This window comes from Pantoea sp. EA-12 (assembly GCF_030053355.1).
In the GTDB taxonomy this organism is placed as follows: Bacteria; Pseudomonadota; Gammaproteobacteria; order Enterobacterales; family Enterobacteriaceae; genus Pantoea; species Pantoea vagans_C.
This window is the reverse complement of record NZ_JASGBY010000009.1, coordinates 52032-75834: the sequence shown is the minus strand read 5'-3', so window position 1 is coordinate 75834 and position 23803 is coordinate 52032. Positions and strand designations below refer to the sequence as shown.

Sequence of the window (23803 nt, the reverse complement as noted above, 5' to 3'; positions counted from 1 at the left end):
GGCGTCCGTCGGCCTTGTTTACTCTCTATATCCGACTCTACAGGTGTAACTATGACGCTCAAACTCGGTGTAATTGGTACCGGTGCAATTGGTCAGGAACACATTCGTCGCTGCAATAACGTATTGCAGGGCGCGAAAGTGGTGGCGGTTTCAGATATCAACGTTGAAGGGGCGCGTGCTGCGCTGCAACGTCTGAATATCGAAGCTGAGGTGTATCAGGATGGCCATCAAGTCATCAACTCACCCGACGTCGATGCGGTGCTGGTGACATCATGGGATCCCACACACGAAGAGTTTACGCTGGCTGCGATCGCGGCGGGCAAACCGGTATTCTGCGAGAAGCCGTTGGCGATGAGCGCTGAGGGCTGCCGTCGTATAGTTGATGCTGAGATCAAACACGGCAAACGACTGGTGCAGGTGGGCTTTATGCGTCCTTACGACGCGGGCTACCGTGCACTGAAGAAAGTGATCACAGACGGTGAAATCGGCGAGCCGCTGATGCTGCACTGCGCGCACCGCAACCAGAGCGTCGCTGAGAACTACACCACGGACATGGCGATCACCAATACCCTGATTCATGAGTTGGATGTGCTGCGCTGGTTGACAGAAGACGACTATAAGACGGTGCAAGTGGTATTCCCACGCAGTACGTCTAAAACCCATCCGAAACTAAAAGATCCACAAATCGTCCTGTTCGAAACGCAGAAAGGCATCCGTATTGATGTCGAGATCTTCGTGAACTGCGCTTACGGCTACGACATTCAGTGTGAAGTGGTGGGCGAAGAGGGCATTGCCAAACTGCCTGAGCCTTCTGCCATCCAAACGCGCAAAAACGCGCGTCTCGGCAATGCCCTGCTGACCGACTGGAAAGACCGCTTTATCGAAGCTTACGACGTTGAGTTGCAGGCGTTCATTAATGACGTAAAAGCGGGCCAGCTGTCGGGACCGTCTGCCTGGGATGGTTTCGCCGCTTCCGTGGCCGCTGATGCTTGCCACAAAGCGCAGGAGAGCGGGGCGATTGAGCCGGTTACCATGCCGCCACGCCCGGCATTTTACGCGAAGTAATTGAGCTTACTCTTCTCTCAAAGAATCAGGGATTTGCAATGAACAAAGACAACGTAAAACTGGCGATTGCGCCAATCGGCTGGACCAACGATGACATGCCAGAGCTGGGCAGCGAAAACACCTTCCAGCAGACAGTGAGCGAAATGGCACTGGCGGGTTTCACCGGCAGTGAAGTGGGTAGCAAATACCCGAAAGATCCGGCGGTATTGAAACCGATGCTGGATATTCGCGGCATCCAGATCTGCAACGCGTGGTTCAGCACCTTCTTCGCGAACGGTGACAAGGCGAAAACCATTGACGAGTTCACTAATCATATGAACTTCCTGCATGCGATGGGCGCGCGCGTGATTGGCTGCTCAGAGCAGAGCAAAAGCATTCAGGGCACTACGCTGGCGGTTCTGGAGCAGAAGCCGAACTTTACCGATGAAGAGTGGCGTCTGACGGCAGAAGGCTATAACGAACTGGCTGAGATCGCGGCGAAAAAAGGCATGCGCTTGACGCTGCATCACCATATGGGCACCGGTATCCAGACGCCTGCTGAAATCGATCGCTTTATGGAATCGACCAATGACAACGTTGGCCTGCTGTATGACACCGGCCACATCTACTACTCCGAAGGCTCACAGCAGGTGATGCTGGATGTACTGACCAAATATCTGCCACGTATTTTCCATGTGCATCTGAAAGACGTGCGTGACAGCGTGGTGGCTGAAGTGCGCGCCAAGTCGCTGTCGTTCCTTGATGGCGTGAAGAAAGGCACCTTCACCGTACCGGGCGATGGTGTGATTGATTTCAAACCGGTGTTCAAAATTCTCGACGATTACGGCTACAAAGGCTGGATGGTGGTAGAGGCGGAACAGGACCCGGCGCTGGCCAACCCGTTCGAATACGCGGTGAAAGCGCGTAAATATATTCGTGAGAATACCGGGCTGTAATAAAAAAATGCACCTGAAAAGGTGCATTTTTATGCGGTGCGCATGAATGCGCACACTATATGTAAGGTCGCCATTTATGGCGACCTTTTTATTACGATGCCAGTGACAGCGCCGGTTTCTGACCGTTGGCCGCCAGCCATTCGCGAATGCGCGCCTGCTCTGCTTCCGTCAACCACATGCCCTGTTTGGTACGACGCCAGATGGCATCATCCAACTCGCGCACCCACTCGTGTTTCACCAGGTAACGCAGTTCGGCTTCATAAAACTCATGGCCGAAGTTCTCACCCAGATCAGCCAGGCTGGTTGCGCCTTCCAGTAATACTTCAGTACGGCTGCCGTAAGTACGGGCGAAGTGGCGCGCCATCCCTTCACTGATAAACGGATAACGACGACGCAGACCTGCGGCGTAATCTTCACGTGAACCGGAGAAATCACCGCCCGGCAACACCGCCGTTTTGGTCCAGGCTGGACCCGCATTAGGGTAGTACTTGGCCAGTTTTTCCAGCGCGTGCTCGGCCAGCTTACGGTAGGTGGTCAGCTTGCCGCCAAACACGGACAGTAGCGGTGCCTGACCGTTGTCGTCGTGCACATCCAGCGTGTAATCACGGGTGATCGCCTGCGGCGAATCTGATTCGTCATCGCACAGCGGACGCACACCAGAGTAAGTCCAGACAATGTCCTCTTTGCTCAACTGCTGTTTGAAGTGTCCGTTGAACACTTTCAGCAGATAGCTGATTTCGTTGTCATCAATCTTCACCTCTTTCGGATCGCCTTTGTACTCCACGTCGGTGGTGCCGATGATGGAGAATTCATCCATCCACGGAATCACAAACACGATACGGTTATCTTCGTTCTGCAGAATATAGGCCTGCTTTTCGCGGTGTACGCGCGGTACCACAATGTGGCTGCCTTTGATCAAGCGAATGCCATACGGCGATTTCAACTTCAGACCGTCGTCAAACAGCTGTTTCACCCATGGGCCGGCTGCGTTAACCAGGCCTTTGGCGCGCCAGGTAAAGGTTTTGCCAGTATCGATATCTTCGGCTTCCACCATCCACAAGCCGCCTTCGCGCCATGCGCGGTTGACGCGGGTACGGGTGCGGACTTCACCACCCTGTTTCACCACTTCTTGCGCATTGAGCACCACCATGCGCGCATCGTCCACCCAGCAGTCCGAATATTCGAATCCGCGCGTGATTTCAGGCTTAAGGGCCGATTCCGCGCCAAAACGCAGGCCTTTACTGCCGGGTAAAGTAGTACGTTTGCCGAGGCGGTCGTACATAAACAGGCCCAGACGGATCATCCACGCCGGACGCAGGTGCGGACGGTGCGGCAAGCGGAAGCGCATAGGGAAGGCAATATGCGGTGCCATTTTCAGCAGCACTTCGCGTTCAGCCAACGCTTCGCCCACCAGGCGGAATTCGTAATGTTCCAGATAGCGCAAGCCACCGTGAATCAACTTTGAGCTATTGGAGGAGGTCGCACAGGCCAAATCCCGCGCCTCCAGCATCAGCACTGACAGTCCGCGTCCTGCAGCGTCCACTGCAATGCCGGCTCCGTTAATGCCGCCGCCGATCACGATCAGGTCTTTGGTTTCCACGTCATCTCCTCCGATGTTCGGAATAGTTCTAAAATGTTCGTTTTCGAGCGTAATAATAATCGGAAACCAACATTGATGCCAGCGCTTAACTCAATAAAAACATTTTTGCGTGATATAGCTAACATTCCTGCAGGAAAAAAAATCCATAGCCTTAACTTTTGTCAGGTTATCGCGGCGGCTTCTCAGGTTAAACTAGGCGCTAATTGTGACGACCTAATGAGAGACACCATGGAAAACTTCGAATGTATTACGGTTCAGCAGGCTAACGAGCACCTGGCACAAGGCGCGCAGCTGGTGGACATCCGCGATCCGCAAAGTTTTGCAATGGGCCATGCTACGGGCTCGCTACATCTTTCTAACGACAACCTCGCTGACTTTATTGCACAGGCCAATCACGACTTGCCGGTACTGGTGATGTGCTATCACGGCAACAGCAGTAAAGGCGCAGCACAATTCCTGTCAGGACAAGGATTTAACGCGACCTACAGCATTGATGGCGGTTTTGACGCGTGGCGTGCCGCCTTTCCGGCGCAGGTGGCAACAGGCAGCGTCTGAGCCGATCTCTAAAAGGAAGGAGAGTACGCACGATGCGCATTACACAATTTAACCATCCTCGTATGGCGCAGGCATTTGTCGATTACATGGCCACGCGTGGCGTCACGCTGCGCATAGAGCGCGAGAGTCACTATGTGATTATGCTGGATGATGAAACGCAGCTTTCGCTGGTCGAAAACGAACTTGCGCAGTTCGTTCGCGATCCCAACCATCCGCGTTATCAGGCCGCCAGTTGGCACACCGGTAGCACCGAATCGGGCTTACGTTATGAGCGCAGCAACATCTGGGCGAACATTCGTGAACGCGCAGGCCCGCTCACCATGACCATCATGATCGCCTGTGTAGCGGTGTTTATCATGATGCAGATTGTGGGTGATGATGTGGCACTCGACTGGCTGGCGTGGCCGGCCGACTCCTCACAGTATTTCCAGGTCTGGCGCTGGTTTAGCCATGCACTGCTGCATTTCTCACTGCTGCACATCTTGTTCAATCTGATGTGGTGGTGGTATCTCGGTGGGGCAGTTGAGAAGCGCATTGGCAGCGGAAAGCTGTTTGTGATTATGCTCATTTCCGCGCTTTTAAGCGGTTGGATGCAGGCCAAGTTTAGCGGCGTACTTTTCGGCGGATTGTCCGGTGTGGTCTACGCGCTGATGGGATATTGCTGGTTGCGGGGCGAGCGCGATACCGAAAGTGGCATTTATCTGGAGCGTGGTTTGATGGGCTTCGCTATTGTATGGCTGATTATTGGCTGGTACGGCGCCTTTGGCTTGTCGATTGCCAATGCCGCCCACGTCACCGGCTTGCTGGTGGGTCTTGCTATGGCCTTTGTCGATACGCGCAATATCGCGCGTCGTTAGACAACAAAGAAGAAAACGGCGTTAAGCCGAGGAGAGGGATGTGAAGCAGACGCAACGTCATGACGCCATTATCGATCTGGTCCGGCGTCAGGGATATGTCAGCACGGAAGAGCTGGTGGATCACTTTGAGGTGAGTCCGCAAACTATCCGGCGCGATCTCAACGATCTGGCCGATCAAAATAAAATTCAGCGCCATCATGGCGGTGCGGCGCTGCCTTCCAGCTCCGAAAACACGGCGTGGCAAGATCGCAAAATGATGTGGTCGGCTGAGAAAGCGCGCATTGCTGAGCGCGTGGCGAGCCAGATCCCGGATGGCGCGACGCTGTTTATTGATATCGGCACCACGCCAGAAGCGGTGGCGCATGCGTTGCTCAATCACAACAACCTGCGCGTTGTCACTAACAACCTGAATGTCGCAACCTTGCTAATGGCGAAGCCGGATTTCCGTGTGATTATCGCGGGGGGTGAAATCCGTACCCGCGATGGTGGCATCATGGGCGAAGCCACGCTGGATTTTATCTCCCAGTTTCGCCTGGACTTTGGCATCCTGGGCATCAGCGGTATCGATATGGATGGTTCACTGCTGGAGTTCGATTACCACGAAGTCCGCACCAAACGCGCGATCATTGAAAACTCGCGTTGCGTGATGCTGGTCGTCGACCACTCGAAGTTTGGTCGTAATGCGATGGTGAACCTCGGCAGCATGAGCCTGATTGACTATATGTATACCGATCAAACCCCACCTGCCAGTGTCCTGAAGGTGATTGAGCAGCACGAAGTTCACCTCGAACTGTGTTGATGAATATGCGGGTGCGCATCTTAATGCGCACCCTAGGATCGCCGTAGGGTTGCCATTTATGGCGACCAAAAAGTAGTAGGCAATGCACTGCGCGATGAATCGCACTGCATTAACATTAGTCTGCCTCAACATCGTTTTTTTTCACCACTACCGCATTTCCCTGTCGCTTTTTTCTTCACCTCTGACTTAACTTATCCTTTCTGGTTATGCGCTCGCCCGTCTTTACCGTTAACGGACTCGAAGGGATTGATATGTCGCAGCAAAAATTTAATAAAACACGTTTCGACGCCGCACTTACCCGCCAATGGCAGCATCTTGGACTCACTTCCGCCCAGCAAATGACACCGCACCAATGGTGGCAAGCGCTGAGCAGTGTGTTGGCTGAAATGCTCGCCACCCAACCGCCCGCCACACCGCGTGTGGGCCAGCGCCATGTTAATTATCTGTCGATGGAATTTCTGATTGGTCGTTTGACCGGCAATAACCTGCTCAACCTCGGCTGGTACAACGAGGTACAGGCTGCGCTGGCCGAGCATCAGGTAGAGCTGAGCGAATTGCTGGAAGAAGAGATTGATCCTGCGCTGGGCAACGGCGGATTAGGGCGCTTAGCCGCCTGCTATATGGATTCAATGGCGACCGTCGGGCAGGCGGGAATGGGACATGGGCTCAACTATCAATATGGCCTGTTCCGCCAGACCTTTGATGATGGGCAGCAAAAAGAGGCGCCGGACGACTGGCAGCGTGATAGCTATCCCTGGTTTCGCCATAACGCCGCGCAGGATGTGCAGGTGGGCATTGGCGGTAAAGTGAAGAAAAATGAGGATGGCACGCTGCAATGGCGGCCGAAATTTCATTTAAAGGGAGAAGCCTGGGATTTGCCGGTGGTGGGGTATCGTAATGGTGTGACCTTACCGCTACGTCTGTGGAAAGCCACCAGTGCTCACCCGTTTGATCTCACCCTGTTCAACAATGGCAAATTCCTGCAGGCCGAACAACCGGGGATCGACGCCGATAAACTGACTAAGGTGCTCTATCCCAATGATAATCATGCCGAAGGCAAGCGACTGCGCCTGATGCAGCAGTATTTCCAGTGCGCCTGTGCGGTGGGGGATATCCTGCGGCGTCATCATTTTGCCGGGCGTTCGATTCACAGCTTGCCTGAGTTCGAAGTGATTCAACTCAACGATACCCATCCCACCATTGCCATCCCGGAAATGCTGCGTGTGCTGCTGGATGAACATCAACTGAGTTGGGATGAAGCCTGGTATATTACCAGCCGGGTATTTGCTTATACCAACCACACGTTAATGCCGGAAGCGCTGGAGCGATGGGATGAGCAACTGGTTCGCGACCTGCTGCCGCGCCATATGCTGATAATCCGTGAGATTAACCAGCGCCTGAAAAAAGTGGTGAAGAAGCAGTGGCCGGGTGATCGCGAGATTTGGCACAAGCTGGCAGTGGTGGCCGAAGGGCAAGTGCGAATGGCAAACCTGTGCGTGGTGAGCTGCTTTGCAGTCAACGGTGTTGCCGCGCTGCACTCTGAACTGGTGGTGAAAGATTTGTTCCCGGAATATCACCAACTCTGGCCAAACAAATTCCATAATGTCACCAATGGCATCACGCCGCGTCGTTGGCTTAAACAGTGTAATCCCCTGTTATCTAACCTGATTGATGAAACACTGCAGGTCGAGTGGGCTAACGATCTGGATGCGCTGGAGTGGCTGGCACCTTACGCACGTAAGAAGGCCTTTCGTCAGCAGTTCCGCACCATTAAGCAGCAAAACAAGCTGCGCCTGACGGTATATATCAAACGCGTCACCGGCATTGATGTGAACCCCGATGCGCTGTTTGATGTGCAGATTAAGCGTCTGCATGAGTACAAACGCCAGCACCTCAGCCTGCTGCATATGCTGCACTGTTATCGCCAGCTACGTGAAGATCCTAAAAATCCTGACTTCGTACCGCGCGTGTTCCTGTTTGGCGCAAAAGCCGCGCCGGGTTATTACCTCGCTAAAAACATCATTTATGCCATCAATAAAGTGGCAGAAGTGATCAACAACGATCCGAAGGTGGGCGATCGGCTCAAAGTGGTGTTTATTCCGGATTACCGCATCACGGCGGCGGAATTGATGATTCCCGCCGCCGATCTTTCTGAACAGATCTCCACCGCCGGTTATGAAGCTTCTGGTACCGGTAATATGAAGCTGGCGCTCAACGGGGCGCTCACCATTGGTACCCTGGACGGTGCCAACGTCGAAATTGCCGATGCGGTGGGCGAAAAGAACATCTTTATCTTCGGCAATACCGTCGATGAGGTGAAGGCGCTCAAAGCCAACGGCTATAGCCCGAAAAAACTGCGCAAAAAGAACCCGTATCTCGATGGCTTGTTGAAGGACCTGGAGAAGGGCAAGTTTAGCGATGGCGATAAACAGGCGTTTAATCTGCTGCTGGATAGCCTGACCAAAAATGGCGATCCCTGGCTGGTGCTGGCGGATTTCGATGCATACATCGCCGCACAGCAGCAAGTGGAAGCACTGTGGAAGAATCCAGAGGCCTGGACCAAGGCGGCCATCCTTAATACCGCGCGTACCGGGCGTTTTAGTTCAGATCGATCCATCCGCGATTATCAACAGCGCATCTGGCAGGCCGCACGCTGATGCCAGGTCGCCCAAAATGGCGACATGGCAACGCGATTACACGATTTTGTAGGGTGCGCATTTAGGCGCACCGCGCCAAAGGAGAAAACCATGACGTTCAGCAAACTGGATCAGGACGCGCTGGCCGCCGGTATCGCTGTGGAGTTTATCAACGCCAAAGGTGAGCCGGAAAACATCAGTGATGAGACTAAGCGAGCCCTGCTAGCGGTAATGGATACGCCAGCAGGTAAGTTGCCGCCGCTGCCGCCGGTGCAGGTCTTTACACCGCGCGCCAAACGGCAGCTTATGCCGCAGGGCAAAGGCGAGTTTAGCTGGCAGCTCCAGAGCGAACAGGGCAAAACCTTCAGTGGGACCCTTCAGGGTGGGGAAGCGTTAGCGCTCCCGCCGCGCCTGCCGCAGGGCTATCACAGCTTCACGTTGCGTCAGGGACGCAAACAGTGGCAAACGCGCATCATTATCGCACCACGCCGTTGCTATCTGCCCGAGCCACTGCAACAGGGTGAAAAGCGCTGGGGTGCATTGGTACAGCTTTACACGCTGCGATCTGACAACAATTGGGGCATCGGTGATTTCGGCGATTTGCAGCAGATGCTGGAGCAGGTTGCGGCCAACGGCGGTGATTTTGTTGGCCTCAACCCTCTGCACGCGCTCTATCCGGCTCAACCGGACCATGCCAGTCCCTACAGCCCAACGTCGCGCCGCTGGCTGAATGTGCTCTACATTGATGTCAACCAGGTGGCGGCTTTCGCGCACAGCACCGAGGCGCAGCGCTGGTGGAAGCTCGCCAAAACCCGTAATGCATTAAAACAAGCTCGTGCCACTGATTGGGTGGACTACAACGCGGTCGCGGCGTTGAAAATAGCGGCATTGCGTTTTGCCTGGCAGAGCTGGCAGCCCGAAGCCGATTTTCAGCAATTTGTTGCTGAGGGCGGCGACGCGCTGCGTTATCAAGCGGCTTTTGATGGCATTCTTACGGAACGTGCCGCCAGTCATCCTGACGAATGGGGCTGGGAGAAATGGCCGGAAGGTTGGCGTCACGCGCACCAGCCTGAGGTGCAGCAGTGGTGTGCCGATCATGAAGATGAGATTCGGTTCTGGAGTTGGCTGCAGTGGCTGGCGCAGCAACAGTTTGCGGCCTGCTGGCAGCGCAGCCAGCAACTGGGTATGGCGGTTGGGCTGTATCGCGATTTGGCGGTTGGGGTGGCGCAACACAGCGCAGAAACCTGGCTGGACCCGCAGCTCTATAAGCTTTGCGCGTCAGTGGGCGCGCCGCCCGATCGTCTCGGTCCACTGGGGCAAAACTGGGCGTTGCCGCCGCTCGATCCACATGTGATGCGTGCACGTGGATATCAACCGTTTATCGACCTGCTGCGTGCCAATATGCGTGACTGCGGCGCGTTGCGCATCGACCATGTGATGGCGCTGCTGCGGCTGTGGTGGATCCCTTATGGCGAAGGTGCTGACAAGGGCGCATACGTTTCGTATCCGGTCGACGAGTTGATGGCGATCCTCGCACTGGAAAGCCAGCGGCATGGCTGCATGGTGATTGGCGAGGATTTAGGCACGGTGCCACCGATGATTGTTCGTATGTTGCGTAGTCACGGCATCTTTTCCTGGAAGGTTCTCTTTTTTGAACAGGAAAGAGATGGCCGATATCGCCCACCTTCTGCCTATCCTCGCCAGTCGATTGCCAGCGCCAGTACGCATGATTTGCCGACGTTAAGTGGATTCTGGCAGGCCGGTGATTTGACGTTGGGCGAGAAACTGGGGATGTATCGCGGAAGTGTACTGCAATCACTGCAACAACAGCGGGTCACGCAGAAGCAAGCGTTACTGGATGCATTGCAGCAGGCGGGGGCGGCAATGTCTGCACCAGGCACTGAGCTAGCGAATGAACAATCCCTCACACCTGCGCTAAATTTGGCGATGCATCGTTTTCTTGCTCAGACGGGCAGTGCTTTACTAGGGCTACAACCGGAGGATTGGCTGGGAATGACTTCGCCAGTCAATGTACCGGGTACAGTGAATGAATATCCGAATTGGCGACGGAAGTTGAGCGTCACGCTGGAAGAAATGTTTGATGATAAAGCGGTGCAGCAGGTGATGAAAGCGGTCACCGTGGGGCGCAAAGAAGCATAATAGAGCGGCAGCACGGATGCGCTGCCGCCATAAAATCAGTAGTAAGAGTGCTCACCGCGCTGGTGTTCAGTAAGGTCACGCACACCTTTCAGCTCAGGGAAGGCTGCCAGCAGCTCTTTCTCGATACCATCTTTCAGCGTCACGTCGATCATTGAACAGCCGTTACAGCCGCCGCCAAACTGCAGAATGGCATAGCCGTCATCGGTGATTTCCATCAGCGATACGCGACCGCCATGGCCAGCCAGTTGCGGGTTGATCTGCGCCTGGAGCAGATACTCTACACGCTCAACCATTGGCGCATCGTCAGACACTTTGCGCATCTTGGCGTTCGGCGCTTTCAGCGTCAGCTGGGAACCGAGGTTGTCAGTGACAAAATCGATCTCGGCATCTTCAAGATACGGAGCGCTCAGCTCATCGATATAAGCTGACAGCTTTTCGAACTTCATTTCGGTGTCAGTGGCTTCTACTGCATCGGGTGGGCAGTAAGAAACGCCGCATTCCGCGGTTGGCGTACCCGGATTAATGACGAATACGCGAATTTGCGTGCCGTCTTCTTGTTTCGACAGCAATTTTGAGAAGTGCTCTTGCGCAGCATCAGTAATAACGATCATGGCGATTGCTCAATAGTTGACTAAATTACTTGGTTATAATACGCCCAACACCGACGCTCTACAAGGTACGGCACAGGCAGCCAATATGTACGCTGGACGCGCCTTGCGCCAGTAGGATGCGGCTGATTTCTGCCACCGTGCTTCCGGTGGTCACCACATCATCGATAAGTAAGATATGACGTCCGCGCACCGACATTTCAAGGCGAAAGGCGCCACGCAGGTTTTTTTTACGGGCGCTGGCACGCAACGCATGTTGTATAGCACCCTGCCTTCGACGGCGAACGCCTTCGCGATATTCACAGCCTAACCAGTGCGCCAGCGGCTTAGCCACCAACTCGGCCTGATTGTAGCCACGTCGCCAGGCCCGGCGGCGATGCAGCGGTACACTCAACACTAAATCTATGCGTGGTAAAAGGTTATTGCGCCGATTTGTTAATAATTTTAACAAAAGTAGCCGTGCCAGCATCACTCTAAGTGCGGTCGCGCGGGAAAATTTTAGCTGTAATACCCAATCGCTGACCGGCGGCTGGTAATCACTGACACAGGTTAAGCTCTGCCACGGCAGCGGATGGCGGATGCAGCGGCCGCAGAGCTGGGTACCGCAGGCGGGTAATCCACAACAAGGACAGAGTGTGGGTAAGGGGGGAATCTGCCTGATACAACGGCTGCATATGCCATGTCCCGCGATCTGCAGCGGCAAGCGGCATAGCCAACACAGCGCGGGGATTGATAGCATAGCGGCCTCTTTTTCACTTTTCGGGAGTGTAACCGATGAGTTCGCTTTACTGGCACACCACAGGCGAAGGCGATCGCGATCTTGTGCTGCTGCACGGCTGGGGACTAAACGCGGAAGTGTGGCAAAACATCGTTCCTCGACTTAGCCCGCATTTTCGCCTGCATTTGGTGGACCTGCCGGGCTTTGGCCGCAGCCAGGGCTTTGGGCCGCTGACCTTAGCCGATATGGCGCAACAGCTGCTACCGCAACTGCCCGCGCGTGCGGTGCTGCTCGGTTGGTCGTTGGGAGGATTGGTTGCCAGCCAAATCGCCTTGACGCAGCCGCAACGCGTTAGCGCATTGGTTAGCGTTGCCTCTTCGCCCTGTTTTACCGCTCGCGGCGAGTGGCCTGGCATCAAGCCGGAAACGCTGGAAAGTTTTCAACAGCAGCTAAGTAATGATTTCCAGCGTACCGTGGAACGCTTTCTGGCGTTACAAACCATGGGCACGGAGAATGCGCGCCAGGATGCTCGTCAGTTGAAGGAGGTGGTGCTGTCGCAGCCGATGCCTTCAGTTGAAGTGCTTGAGGGTGGGCTGAAGATCTTGCATGAGGTGGATCTTCGTACTGAGTTACCGCACCTGACGCTGCCATTGTTGCGTTTATACGGGGCGCTGGATGGCTTGGTTCCGCGTCGTATTGCGCCGATGCTGGATGAAGCATTACCAACTTCCCCATCAATCGTGATGGAAAAGGCGGCACATGCGCCATTTATCTCTCACCCTGACGCATTTTGTCAGCATATTATTGAGTTCATCCAATTAGTTGCGCGTTAATTCTGTTGCTGCGGTGGCAAATTTGTCACCAGCGGCAATACTTTTGACGTGAGCTGCACCGCTGCGTGGTGTGAACCTGTCTTTTTTCTCGCCTGTTGTGCTTCGCGGACGCTTACATCCCAATAATGGAAAATATGGATGAGGGTAATGCTATGAAGATGATGAAATGGGCTGTGGCTTCTCTGGTGATGAGCGCGGTGTCGTTTTCAGCGTTCGCTGCAAAGGAAGTGACCAAAGAAGAAGTGCAAAAAATGAATCTTGAAAAAATCGGTACGGTGACAACAACAGCGGAAACGACGTCACCAATGGATGCGAAGCGCGAACTTTCCAAAGCGGCTGACGAAAAAGGCGGGAAGTACTTTCTGGTGATTGCGGGCCGTGAGCATGGCAAATTCAGCGCCACGGCTGATGTTTATAAGTGATTAATCTCGCAGCCACATAAACTGCCAGGCAGCGAGCGATAATGGCTCGCTGCCATCAATTTTCTCCCCGCTGATGACATCCTGATAAAGCTTTGACTGTGGCATTTGTGTCGTGATCTCGCGGCTGCTGAGGTTGAAGATACAGAGTAACCCCTCCTCACTGCCTGACTGATGGCGGCGTAGCATCAGCAGCGCATTTTCACTCTCTAATAACGTCATCGGGTTGTCGGGGTGAAAGGCAGACTGGCGCGTTCGGAGTTGAATCAAGGTGCTCAGGCGTTCATACACCTGCTGACGCAGTGCGTTGCCACCGCTGATCCATGCTTCCATTTCATGCAGGCTGTATTTTTCTCGATTGATCGCGCGGTTATGTCCGGCGGCATGCACGCCTTCATTATCATTGCGCGAACCGAGGATGCTCTGGATGTAAATCGCCGGCACGCCGGGGAATACCAGCAAAATGGCGTGTGCGAGCAAGAATCGACGTAAACGCGTGTCATCATCATCGGTTTGATGATTGAGCGCATCGAGGTAGGTCACGTTGATCTCATAAGGGCTGGTGGTGCCATCGGGATTGTTCTTGTAAGAGACCAGAGCGCCCTCCAGCGCTAACTCACGCACCAGCGCCACAATTTCGATTTCCGACAAAATCCCGCGCGCCGGGTTTAGGCCTATGCCATCGTGCGAAGCGAGGAAGTTGAAGAAAGTGGTGGTGCCATTTCCCGTGTCCAGCGTGCTGGCCCACTGGCGTAACGCACGTGATGAGCCAGAGTGAATGGCGTGCAGCACCAACGGCGGCAGGGAGAACTGATACACCATTTGCGCTTCGTCATGACCGTTGCCAAAGTAGCTGATGTTGTCTTTATGCGGCACGTTGGTTTCGGTGACAATCACCGTACCGGGCGCAACCTCGTTGGCAATGGCACGAAACAGCTTCACTAACTGGTGTGTTTTTGCCAGGTGGATACAGTGGGTTCCAGGCGTTTTCCACATATAGCCGACGGCATCAAGCCGCACATAGTCGGCGCCTTTATTGAGGTAATCCAGTAGCACGCCCACCATGCGAATCAACACTTCCGGATTGGCGAAGTTGAGATCGATTTGGTCGGCACTGAAAGTGGTCCAGATAAAGCGTGTCTCGCCGTTAGCCAGGGTAAAAGGGGTGAGCAGCGGCGAAGTGCGTGGTCGTGTCACCGCACTGAGGTCCGTGGCGGGCGGCATGCTGATAAAAAAATCATCCCAGCCGGGGTCCTGCGCCAAAAAGTGATGAAACCACTGGCTGTGCGCGGACATGTGATTACAGACGAAATCGAACATCAGCCGGGTTTCACTGTGCAAGGCAGCAATATGCTGCCAGTTGCCGCAGACCGGATTGACCTGGTGATAATCAATCACCGAGAAACCGTCATCAGACGAATAAGGGAAAAACGGTAGCAGGTGCACCAGGCTGAAGGTCGATTGTAAGTGCTGCTGATAAAAGCGTGAGAAGCTGGCGAGCGTGGGCTGATCGGATTCGCGGAACTGATCGGCATAGCTGATCAACACCACATCTTTTTCATCCCAGTGCGCTTTGCGTGGCAGTTTAGCGGTATCACGCGCAGCGCGAATGTGCGAAAGCAGGCGCTCACGTGCGGCGACGGGAAAGCGGCCTTCGTAAATCTCATCAAGTAATGCGTTGATTTTGTCCATCAGATCGTTGGGCCACGCGGAAGGTCATTTTTTCACACGGATTTTTTCAGCGTAGACGGTAGGGAGGATTTATCAACTTGAAAGGGGCTTGCAGGGGCGCGTTTTAGGGCGGCCTGAAGGCCGCCCTACACATGATAAGTTTAGCGCTTTTTACCGAAAGCTGCGGCCAGCGCATCGCCCATGGCGCTATTGCCTGCTGGCGCACTGGCAGGTTTTCCGCGAGCCTTGTTGTTAGCGGCTGGGCGGTTCTGCTCTTTGCCACTGCTGCGGTTATTACCGCCGCGCGCATTGCTTTCGCCAGGTTGCTCATCCAGACGCATGGTGAGGGCAATACGTTTGCGCTGCATATCCACTTCCATCACCTTCACTTTGACAATGTCGCCGGCTTTCACCACTTGATGCGGATCTTCAACGAACTTGTCGGAAAGAGATGAGATGTGAACCAGACCATCCTGGTGAACGCCGATATCGACAAAGGCACCGAAGTTGGTGACGTTGGTGACTGCGCCTTCCAGAATCATGCCTGGCAGCAAATCATTCAGCGTTTCTACACCTTCAGCAAACTGCGCAGTTTTGAATTCAGGACGTGGATCGCGGCCCGGTTTCTCCAGCTCTTTAATGATGTCAGTAACGGTCGGCAGACCAAAACGCTCATCGGTAAAGTCACGCGCGTTGAGGTCACGCAAACCACCAGGATTGCCCATCAATTCGTTCAATGCCTGCTCGGTTGCCGCCAGAATACGCTCAACCAACGGATAGGCTTCTGGGTGCACCGTTGAGGCATCCAGCGGGTTATCACCCTGGTTGATGCGCAGGAAGCCCGCACACTGCTCAAACGCTTTGGGCCCAAGGCGGCTCACTTTCAATAGCTGCTGACGGTTCTGGAAGCGACCGTTCTCATCACGCCAGCTGACAATGTTCTGCGCCATCATGCGCGTCAAACCTGCCACACGGGTCAACAGCGCCACCGAGGCGGTATTGAGGTCAACCCCTACGGCGTTCACGCAGTCCTCTACCACGGCGTCCAGTTTCTTCGCCAGCTGGCTTTGGCTAACGTCATGCTGATACTGGCCCACACCGATAGATTTCGGATCGATTTTCACCAGTTCGGCCAGTGGATCTTGCAGACGGCGTGCGATGGAAACGGCTCCGCGCAAAGAAACGTCTAAATCCGGGAACTCCAGTGCGGCCAGTTCAGAAGCCGAATAAACGGAGGCGCCCGCTTCGCTGACGATCACTTTCTGCGCGTGAATCTGTGGGAACTGCTTCTGCACGTCGAGGAAGAAGCGCTCGGTCTCGCGTGAAGCGGTACCGTTGCCGATGGCCACCAGTTCAACCTGATGTTTGGCACAGAGCGCGGCAACGGAGTTCGCCGCTTTTGCGACTTGTCCGGTGTGCGGATAAATCGTGTCGGTCGCGACTAATTTGCCGGTGGCATCCACCACGGCGACTTTTACACCGGTACGCAGGCCTGGATCGAGGCCCATGGTCGCGCGCATGCCAGCCGGAGCCGCCATCAGCAGATCGTGCAGGTTGCGGGCGAAGACATTAATTGCTTCATCTTCCGCGCGTTCACGGATGGTGCCCATCAGCTCGGTTTCGAGGTGCAGCAACACCTTGATACGCCAGGTCCAGCTCACCACGGCTTTACGCCAGCTATCCGCCGGAGCGTTATTCAGACGCAGTTGCAGGTGCTCGGTAATCAGTGTCTCACCGTGGCTTTCACGGGGTGCTTCGTCAAATTGCGGATCGGCATTCAGCGACAGTTGCAGCACGCCTTCATTGCGACCACGGAACATCGCTAATGCACGGTGCGAAGGCACAGAAATCAGGGCTTCATGATGATCGAAGTAATCGCGGAATTTCGCGCCTTCCTCCTCTTTGCCTTCCACCACGCGGGACACGACGTGCGCATTCTTCCACAGATAATCACGCACTTTCGCCAGCAGCGTAGCGTCTTCGGCAAAGCGTTCCATCAGGATGTAGCGTGCGCCGTCCAGTGCTGCACGCACGTCGGCAACACCTTTATCCGCATCGACATAACCCGCTGCCAGCTGTTCTGGGTCCTTTGAAGGATCGTGCCACAGCGTTTCGGCCAGCGGTTCCAGACCGGCCTCAATGGCAATTTGACCACGGGTACGACGTTTCTGCTTATAAGGCAGGTAAAGGTCTTCCAGCTCGGTTTTGTTCAGTGTGTTATTGATCGCGCTGGCGAGTTCTGGGGTAAGTTTGCCCTGTTCGTCGATGGATTTTAGAATCGACTGACGGCGATCTTCCAGCTCACGCAGATAGCCAAGACGGCTCTCAAGCTGACGCAACTGGGTGTCGTCCAGCCCACCGGTCACTTCCTTACGATAACGTGCGATAAACGGCACGGTGTTCCCTTCATCCAGCAAGCGAACGGCTGCGTCAACCTGGTCGGCGCGCGCCTTCAGCTCACTTGCGATAATCTGGCTCAGTGAATCTTTCATCATCATTAACAATGCTTACACAGGGTTGGAAATAGGGGACAGTTATACGGATTGAGACTGCAAATTGCCAGCCGGGGCCAGGTGAATCCGTCTTTTTCTGAATACAGCGCGCACATTACGGGGCATGCCTTGCTGAAGGTTGAGCAGTCGCTTATTGTTGGCTTATTGAAGACCTGAAATGCAGTTACCACGAGTAGATGTGATGAAAACTCAACTGATTACCCGCGAAGGCTATAACAAATTACGTGCCGAGCACGACCATTTGTGGAATGAAAAGCGTCCGGAAATCACCAAAATTGTCTCCTGGGCTGCGAGCCTGGGCGATCGCTCAGAAAATGCCGATTACACCTACAACAAGCGTCTGTTGCGCCAGATTGACCGCCGTGTGCGCTATCTGCGCAAGTGCCTCGCCGATCTCAAAATTGTTGACTATGCCCCACAGCAGGAAGGCAAAGTGTTCTTTGGTGCCTGGGTGGTGGTGGAGAATGAGCAGGGCGAGGCAAAGCGGTTTCGTATTGTTGGGCCCGATGAAATTTATGGTGAAGGGATAAAAGATTACATCTCAATTGATTCGCCGATGGCGCGTGCGTTGATCAAGAAAGAAGTGGATGACGAGGTGACGGTGAACACGCCAGAAGGACAAAAAATCTGGTTTGTGAACAGCATTGAATACGTTAAGGATACGGAATAAAAAAGAGGCGGAGAATAATGGCTTGGGTAAAAAAGCCTTGGGCGCTACTTATTCTCCGGTGGCGAAATGGGCTGGCAGTAAAAAGGGAAAAGCGCCGCAGCCTTGCCGCGCTCTGAAGATACGAATTATTTGCCGGGCGTGGTGGCTGTGGTGGTAGACGTGCTGCTTGAGCCTTTGTCACCCCCACCCATGGTGGCTAATGCCACGCCAAGCAGTGCACCAACGGCACCGACGCCAATGGCGTCTGAATTACCTTTAGCTGTGGTTGAGGCTTGTGCCCCTGCCGCTTCGCCCGCGCTGGTGGCAGCCTGCGCCTGAGAAAGGCTGGTCAGAACCAGTGCACTCAGCAAGACCATCGTTTTTTTCATTTTTCTTTCTCCAAATAGACGCAATATCTGCAGGAACCCGTGCAGTTTCTGAGATCCATGTCTGAGAGGAAAGTGATGTTTACTCACTGATTAATAAGTCTTTATTTAATACTGGACTTGATTGGCGCGGATTGGGCAATGTTCCGAGAGCAGTCGGATACCTAAAACAGAAAGTGCCAGATAATCTGCTGCAATTATCCCGATATCGAAAGATACTTCCCTGGCGACTTAAGCCAAATGGCACGGCATAGCCACGTGAGATGCGGCTAAAGGCAAAATGATCCAGACGCGAACAGAAAATCACGCGAATTTTCAGATAAGGGCTAAGCGGGTTGAAAGTACAGACAAAAAGCGCGAGATAATGCGCATTTCAGGGCTAAAATTAAATATAAGCTGCTGTTTAATATGCTTTGTAACAATTTCGGCTAGAATATAAACCATTAATGACTGTCACATGTAGGCATCTTTTTTACACAATATTGGCTCAGGCAATGGCGCCTTTGGGAGTTGAACATGCAAGAGAACTACAAAATTCTGGTCGTCGATGATGATATGCGTTTGCGCGCACTGCTCGAACGTTATCTCACCGAACAGGGCTTTCAGGTGCGCAGTGTCGCCAACGCCGAGCAGATGGATCGTCTGCTGACTCGTGAATCATTCCATTTAATGGTGCTTGATTTAATGCTGCCAGGCGAAGATGGCTTATCCATCTGCCGTCGCTTACGTAGCCAGAGCAACCCGATGCCGATCATCATGGTCACCGCCAAGGGTGAAGAGGTCGATCGTATCGTTGGGCTGGAAATCGGTGCCGATGACTACATTCCTAAGCCGTTTAACCCACGTGAGCTGCTGGCGCGTATTCGTGCCGTGTTGCGTCGTCAGGCGAATGAGCTGCCGGGTGCACCTTCACAAGAAGAAGCGGTTATCGCCTTTGGTAAGTTCAAGCTGAACCTCGGTACGCGTGAAATGTTCCGTGAAGACGAACCCATGCCGTTAACCAGTGGTGAGTTTGCCGTGCTGAAAGCCTTGGTGAGCCATCCGCGTGAGCCGTTGTCACGTGACAAGCTGATGAACCTGGCGCGTGGTCGTGAGTACAGTGCGATGGAGCGTTCTATCGACGTGCAGATCTCGCGTCTGCGTCGCATGGTAGAAGAAGATCCGGCGCATCCGCGCTACATTCAGACCGTATGGGGTCTTGGCTACGTCTTTGTTCCGGACGGCAGCAAAGCATGAGGCGATTGCGCTTCTCTCCTCGCAGTTCGTTTGCCCGCACTTTGCTATTGATCGTTACCTTGCTGTTCGTCAGCCTGGTAACGACCTACCTGGTGGTGCTGAATTTCGCCATTCTTCCCAGTCTGCAGCAGTTCAATAAAGTTCTCGCATACGAAGTCCGTATGTTGATGACTGACCGGTTGCAGCTGGAAGATGGTACGCAGTTGGAAGTGCCTCCGGCATTTCGCCGCGAGATTTATCGTGAGCTGGGTATTTCGTTGTATACCAACGCGGCGGCGGAAGAGAGCGGCTTGCGCTGGGCGCAGCATTACGAATTCCTCAGCGAGCAGATGGCGCAACAGCTTGGTGGCCCGACCGATGTGCGTGTCGAGGTGAATAAGAATTCCCCAGTGGTCTGGCTGAAAACCTGGTTGTCGCCAGACATCTGGGTGCGCGTTCCACTGACGGAAATCCATCAGGGCGACTTCTCGCCGTTGTTCCGCTACACCCTGGCGATTATGTTGCTGGCGATTGGCGGTGCCTGGCTGTTTATTCGTATTCAGAACCGACCCCTGGTCGACCTGGAGCACGCAGCGCTGCAGGTCGGTAAAGGCATTATTCCTCCACCGTTACGTGAGTACGGCGCCTCTGAAGTACGTTCAGTGACGCGGGCATTCAATCAGATGGCTGCGGGGGTCAAGCAGTTAGCCGATGACCGCACACTGTTGATGGCTGGCGTCAGCCACGATTTGCGTACGCCATTGACGCGTATTCGTCTCGCGACTGAGATGATGGGTGAGCAGGACGGTTATCTGGCAGAGTCGATTAACAAGGATATCGAAGAGTGCAATGCCATCATTGAGCAGTTTATCGATTATCTGCGAACCGGCCAGGAGATGCAGACCGAACGTGCCGATCTGAACAGCGTGTTGGGTGAAGTGGTGGCTGCGGAGAGCGGCTACGAGCGTGAGATTGAGAACGCGGTGATGCCAGAAGAGTTAATGCTGGATATCAACCCGCTATCGATCAAACGCGCGGTAGCGAATCTGGTGGTCAATGCGGCACGTTATGGCAATGGCTGGATTAAAGTCAGTAGCGGTCAGGAGCTGAATCGCGCCTGGTTCCAGGTGGAAGATGATGGCCCGGGCATTAAGCCGGATCAGCTTCAACATCTGTTCCAGCCGTTTGTTCGCGGTGATAGCGCGCGCAGTACCAGTGGCACCGGCTTAGGCCTGGCGATTGTGCAGCGTATTATTGATGCGCACGATGGGTCGCTGGAGATTGGTGACAGCGAACATGGCGGATTGCGTATCCGCGCGTGGCTACCGATTCCCGAGCATAGTGCACCGGCGGTGATCAGTACGAATCACAATTCATAATTTCCAGGGCGGCATTTATGCCGCCCTGGTTTTTTTCACATCACAACTGCGGGCCAGCCTGCACCAGCGCCTTACCTGCATCGTTATCGGTGTACTTCTCGAAGTTAGTGATAAAACGCTGCGCCAGATCTTGCGCGGCTTGCTGCCATGCGGCTTCGTCCTGCCAGCTGCGACGCGGATCCAGAATCGCATCGTCCACCTGCGCCAGCGAAGTGGGCATCTGCAGGTTGAATACCGGCAGCGTCTCTGTCTCGACGTCATCCAGCTCACCCGCCAGAATCGCGTTGATAATGGCACGCGTCTCTTTCAGGGAAATACGTTGGCCACTGCCGTTCCAACCGGTGTTCACCAGATATGCTTGTGCCCCAGCCGCTTCCATACGCTTCACCAGCACATCAGAGTACTGCGTTGGGTGCAGCGTCAGGAAAGCGGCACCAAAGCAAGCAGAGAACGTTGGAGTGGGCTGCGTGACACCGCGCTCGGTACCCGCCAGCTTGGCCGTAAAACCTGACAGGAAGTGATACTGCGTCTGTTCCGGCGTTAAGCGTGAAACCGGCGGCAGCACACCAAAGGCATCTGCCGTCAGGAAAATCACGCGCCTGGCATGCCCTGCTTTAGAAATCGGCTGCACAATGTTGTCGATGTGCTCAATCGGATAGGAGACTCGGGTATTTTCGGTCTTGCTGGCATCCGCATAATCAACGCTGCCATCGGCACGGACCACTACATTCTCCAGCAGAGCATCACGGCGGATGGCGCGATAGATTTCCGGTTCGGCTTGCTCAGACAGATTGATGGTTTTGGCGTAGCAGCCACCTTCAAAGTTAAACACACCATCGTCATCCCAACCGTGTTCGTCGTCGCCAATTAACTGGCGATCGGGATCGGTGGAGAGTGTGGTTTTACCGGTACCAGACAGGCCGAAGAACACCGCGACATCGCCAGTTTTACCCACGTTTGCGGAACAGTGCATGGCGGCAATGCCCTTTAACGGCAGCAGGTAGTTCATGATGGCGAACAGGCCTTTCTTCATCTCACCACCGTACCAGGTGCCGCCAATCAGCTGCATGCGTTCGGTGAGATTGAAGGCCACAAAGTTCTCGGAGTGTAAACCCTGTGCCTGCCAGTCTGGATTGGTGCACTGTGCTGCGTTCATCACCACGAAATCGGGCTTGAATGCCGCCAGTTCTGCTTCACTTGGGCGAATAAACATGTTTTTGACGAAGTGCGCCTGCCATGCCACTTCCATCACAAAGCGCACGCTGAGACGGGTGTCTGGATTTGCGCCGCAGTAAGCGTCCACGACAAACAAACGCTTGCCAGAGAGCTGTGCGGTGCAGCGGTCTTTCAGCGCCTGCCAGGTTTCCTGTGACAGCGGCTGGTTATCGTTCTTGCCGTTGCCGACGTCGTTCCACCACAGGGTGTCACGCGTCGTGTCATCCCGCACAATGTACTTATCTTTTGGCGAGCGCCCAGTGAAGATGCCGGTATCCACGGCAACAGCGCCGCTCTGCGTCAGGATGCCTCGCGCGTATCCTTCCAGTTCCGGGCGGGTTTCTTCCTGAAACAGCGTATCAAAGTCAGGGTTGTACACCACGTCCGTGGTGCCGCTGATGCCCAAAGTGGCGAGGTCTTGCGATGTCAGGCCGTTAGCGCGCATGTGGCTGCTCCTTAAATCGGTACTTCATAGCATTTTATGAGGGGATTCTGCGTCCTGCCTCGCATAGCCGGGCAGGGCAGATCGCGCGCAGTGTACACGTCTCGGCGGGCTGTAAAAGTGAGAATAGTTAAAAATGCGAGCTGGAACGTGACAAGCAGCGAAATCTGCCACTTAATAAATTAAAGTCAGCGTAAATTAGTTAATTTTCGCCGGAAGTGATGGGGGAATGTCTGAAGCAATGCGGGCGGCATCACCGCCCGACAGAGACTTAATGCACTTGATCGCTGCTGTTTGTTGGTGCATTGCGGATAGCCGCAATGTCTACCGCATCGTACACATAGTGCGAACCGCAATAGTCGCAATGCATATCGATTTTACCGTCTTCTTCAAGGATCTCGTCCACTTCTTCAACAGGGAGCGTATTCAGCACTTCGCCGCAGCGTTCGCGTGAGCAGGTACATTTGAAGCTGACCGGGGTAGGATCAAATACCGTCGCTTCTTCCTGATGGTAGAGGCGCCACAGCACATCGGTCGCAGGCAGTTCGATCAGCTCTTCGCTCTTCACCGTTTCGGTCAGTGTGGCGAGATGGTTGAAGTCATCCTGGCTTGATTCCTGCGCAGGCAACACCTGCAGCAGAATACCGGCTGCGCCTTTCTCGCTGGTGCGAATAAACAGACGTGTTGGCAACTGCTCAGAGCGCATGAAGTAATCTTCGAGGCAGCCTGCCAGCGTATCCGCTTCCAGACCGACCACGCCCTGATAACGCTCGCCTTTTTCAGGTGAAATGGTGATCACCAGATAGCCGTTGCCGACCATCTCTTTCAGGCTGCTGCCCGGGGCAATCTCCGCGTCTTCTTTCACGCGCGCCACACCGCGCAGTTCCTGATTATTATTGCCATTAATCACTGCCAGCGTTAGTGGGCCATCGCCCTGTAACTGCACAGTGATGTCGCCGTCAAATTTCAGCGTAGCGGTCAACAGGCTGGTCGCAACCAGCAGTTCACCCAGCAGGATTTTTACCGGCTCAGCATAGTCGTGGTCCTTAACGATTTCGCGCCAGGTTTCAGAAACGTTGACCAGCTCGCCGCGCACGGCGACGTTTTCGAACAGGTAACGGTGCAGTTGATCTTGAACAGACATAGTG

General features: G+C 54.4%; 20 protein-coding genes. 12 read left to right on the top strand and 8 right to left on the bottom strand.

Annotation, left to right across the window (positions count from 1 at the left end):
- Nucleotides 1–51: 51 nt before the first annotated feature.
- Together iolG and iolE are read left to right on the top strand one after the other, a co-directional pair.
- Entirely contained in the window at nt 52–1065 is a 1014-nt protein-coding gene (gene iolG, locus QMZ30_RS15075; RefSeq protein ID WP_283227991.1) for a bifunctional inositol 2-dehydrogenase/D-chiro-inositol 1-dehydrogenase, read from the top strand.
- 38 nt (nt 1066–1103) lie between these two features.
- Nucleotides 1104–2000 (top strand): myo-inosose-2 dehydratase, encoded by an 897-nt coding sequence (gene iolE, locus QMZ30_RS15070; RefSeq protein WP_283227990.1) that lies wholly within the window; start codon nt 1104–1106, stop codon nt 1998–2000.
- A gap of 91 nt (nt 2001–2091) precedes the next feature.
- On the opposite strand, the gene glpD is transcribed toward iolE, so the two are convergent.
- Nucleotides 2092–3600, bottom strand: a complete 1509-nt coding sequence (gene glpD, locus QMZ30_RS15065) for a glycerol-3-phosphate dehydrogenase (RefSeq protein WP_283227989.1) — start codon at nt 3598–3600, stop codon at nt 2092–2094.
- A gap of 228 nt (nt 3601–3828) precedes the next feature.
- Between glpD and glpE the strand changes: the two genes are divergently transcribed.
- The 5 genes from glpE to malQ all read left to right on the top strand — a co-directional run bounded on the left by glpE (nt 3829) and on the right by malQ (nt 10607).
- A complete protein-coding gene (gene glpE, locus QMZ30_RS15060) occupies nt 3829–4155 on the top strand; it encodes a thiosulfate sulfurtransferase GlpE (protein ID WP_039328433.1) in 327 nt (108 codons plus the stop codon).
- Between the two features lie 32 nt (nt 4156–4187).
- Nucleotides 4188–5012: a rhomboid family intramembrane serine protease GlpG gene (gene glpG, locus QMZ30_RS15055; protein WP_283227988.1), complete on the top strand. Its 825-nt coding sequence runs from the start codon at nt 4188–4190 to the stop codon at nt 5010–5012.
- 40 nt (nt 5013–5052) lie between these two features.
- On the top strand, nt 5053–5811 hold the full coding sequence (locus tag QMZ30_RS15050) for a DeoR/GlpR family transcriptional regulator (protein WP_283227987.1): 759 nt from the start codon (nt 5053–5055) through the stop codon (nt 5809–5811).
- Nucleotides 5812–6062: 251 nt separating this feature from the next.
- Nucleotides 6063–8468 carry a maltodextrin phosphorylase gene (gene malP, locus QMZ30_RS15045; protein WP_283227986.1) on the top strand — a complete coding sequence of 802 codons (2406 nt, stop codon included), beginning with the start codon at nt 6063–6065 and terminating at the stop codon, nt 8466–8468.
- 90 nt (nt 8469–8558) lie between these two features.
- Nucleotides 8559–10607: a 4-alpha-glucanotransferase gene (malQ, locus tag QMZ30_RS15040; protein ID WP_283227985.1), complete on the top strand. Its 2049-nt coding sequence runs from the start codon at nt 8559–8561 to the stop codon at nt 10605–10607.
- Nucleotides 10608–10642: 35 nt separating this feature from the next.
- On the opposite strand, the gene nfuA is transcribed toward malQ, so the two are convergent.
- Both nfuA and QMZ30_RS15030 read right to left on the bottom strand, forming a co-directional pair.
- Nucleotides 10643–11218: a Fe-S biogenesis protein NfuA gene (gene nfuA, locus QMZ30_RS15035; protein WP_039332658.1), complete on the bottom strand. Its 576-nt coding sequence runs from the start codon at nt 11216–11218 to the stop codon at nt 10643–10645.
- A 58-nt stretch (nt 11219–11276) separates the two neighbouring features.
- On the bottom strand, nt 11277–11954 hold the full coding sequence (locus QMZ30_RS15030; RefSeq protein ID WP_283227984.1) for a phosphoribosyltransferase family protein: 678 nt from the start codon (nt 11952–11954) through the stop codon (nt 11277–11279).
- A 35-nt stretch (nt 11955–11989) separates the two neighbouring features.
- Between QMZ30_RS15030 and bioH the strand changes: the two genes are divergently transcribed.
- Nucleotides 11990–12766 carry a pimeloyl-ACP methyl ester esterase BioH gene (gene bioH, locus QMZ30_RS15025; protein WP_283227983.1) on the top strand — a complete coding sequence of 259 codons (777 nt, stop codon included), beginning with the start codon at nt 11990–11992 and terminating at the stop codon, nt 12764–12766.
- A gap of 152 nt (nt 12767–12918) precedes the next feature.
- Nucleotides 12919–13188 (top strand): YdgH/BhsA/McbA family protein, encoded by a 270-nt coding sequence (locus QMZ30_RS15020; RefSeq protein ID WP_034820058.1) that lies wholly within the window; start codon nt 12919–12921, stop codon nt 13186–13188.
- Here QMZ30_RS15020 and QMZ30_RS15015 read toward each other — a convergent pair whose 3' ends face one another.
- Both QMZ30_RS15015 and QMZ30_RS15010 read right to left on the bottom strand, forming a co-directional pair.
- A complete protein-coding gene (locus QMZ30_RS15015; protein WP_283227982.1) occupies nt 13189–14877 on the bottom strand; it encodes a sugar phosphorylase in 1689 nt (562 codons plus the stop codon).
- A 140-nt stretch (nt 14878–15017) separates the two neighbouring features.
- Complete coding sequence (locus QMZ30_RS15010; protein WP_502921484.1) at nt 15018–17348, bottom strand: Tex family protein; 2331 nt, start codon at nt 17346–17348, stop codon at nt 15018–15020.
- A 202-nt stretch (nt 17349–17550) separates the two neighbouring features.
- Here QMZ30_RS15010 and greB point away from each other — a divergent pair, with 202 nt between their 5' ends.
- Complete coding sequence (gene greB / locus QMZ30_RS15005) at nt 17551–18039, top strand: transcription elongation factor GreB (protein WP_283227981.1); 489 nt, start codon at nt 17551–17553, stop codon at nt 18037–18039.
- Between the two features lie 125 nt (nt 18040–18164).
- On the opposite strand, the gene yjbE is transcribed toward greB, so the two are convergent.
- Nucleotides 18165–18407, bottom strand: a complete 243-nt coding sequence (yjbE, locus tag QMZ30_RS15000) for an exopolysaccharide production protein YjbE (RefSeq protein ID WP_039332668.1) — start codon at nt 18405–18407, stop codon at nt 18165–18167.
- 513 nt (nt 18408–18920) lie between these two features.
- Between yjbE and ompR the strand changes: the two genes are divergently transcribed.
- Nucleotides 18921–19640, top strand: a complete 720-nt coding sequence (gene ompR / locus QMZ30_RS14995) for an osmolarity response regulator transcription factor OmpR (RefSeq protein WP_001157751.1) — start codon at nt 18921–18923, stop codon at nt 19638–19640.
- A complete protein-coding gene (gene envZ / locus QMZ30_RS14990; RefSeq protein WP_283227980.1) occupies nt 19637–20998 on the top strand; it encodes a two-component system sensor histidine kinase EnvZ in 1362 nt (453 codons plus the stop codon). Before ompR ends, envZ begins: the two co-directional genes overlap by 4 nt.
- Nucleotides 20999–21038: 40 nt before the next feature.
- On the opposite strand, the gene pckA is transcribed toward envZ, so the two are convergent.
- Nucleotides 21039–22658, bottom strand: a complete 1620-nt coding sequence (gene pckA / locus QMZ30_RS14985) for a phosphoenolpyruvate carboxykinase (ATP) (RefSeq protein WP_283227979.1) — start codon at nt 22656–22658, stop codon at nt 21039–21041.
- 268 nt (nt 22659–22926) lie between these two features.
- Entirely contained in the window at nt 22927–23799 is an 873-nt protein-coding gene (hslO, locus tag QMZ30_RS14980; protein ID WP_283227978.1) for an Hsp33 family molecular chaperone HslO, read from the bottom strand.
- Nucleotides 23800–23803: the final 4 nt, after the last annotated feature.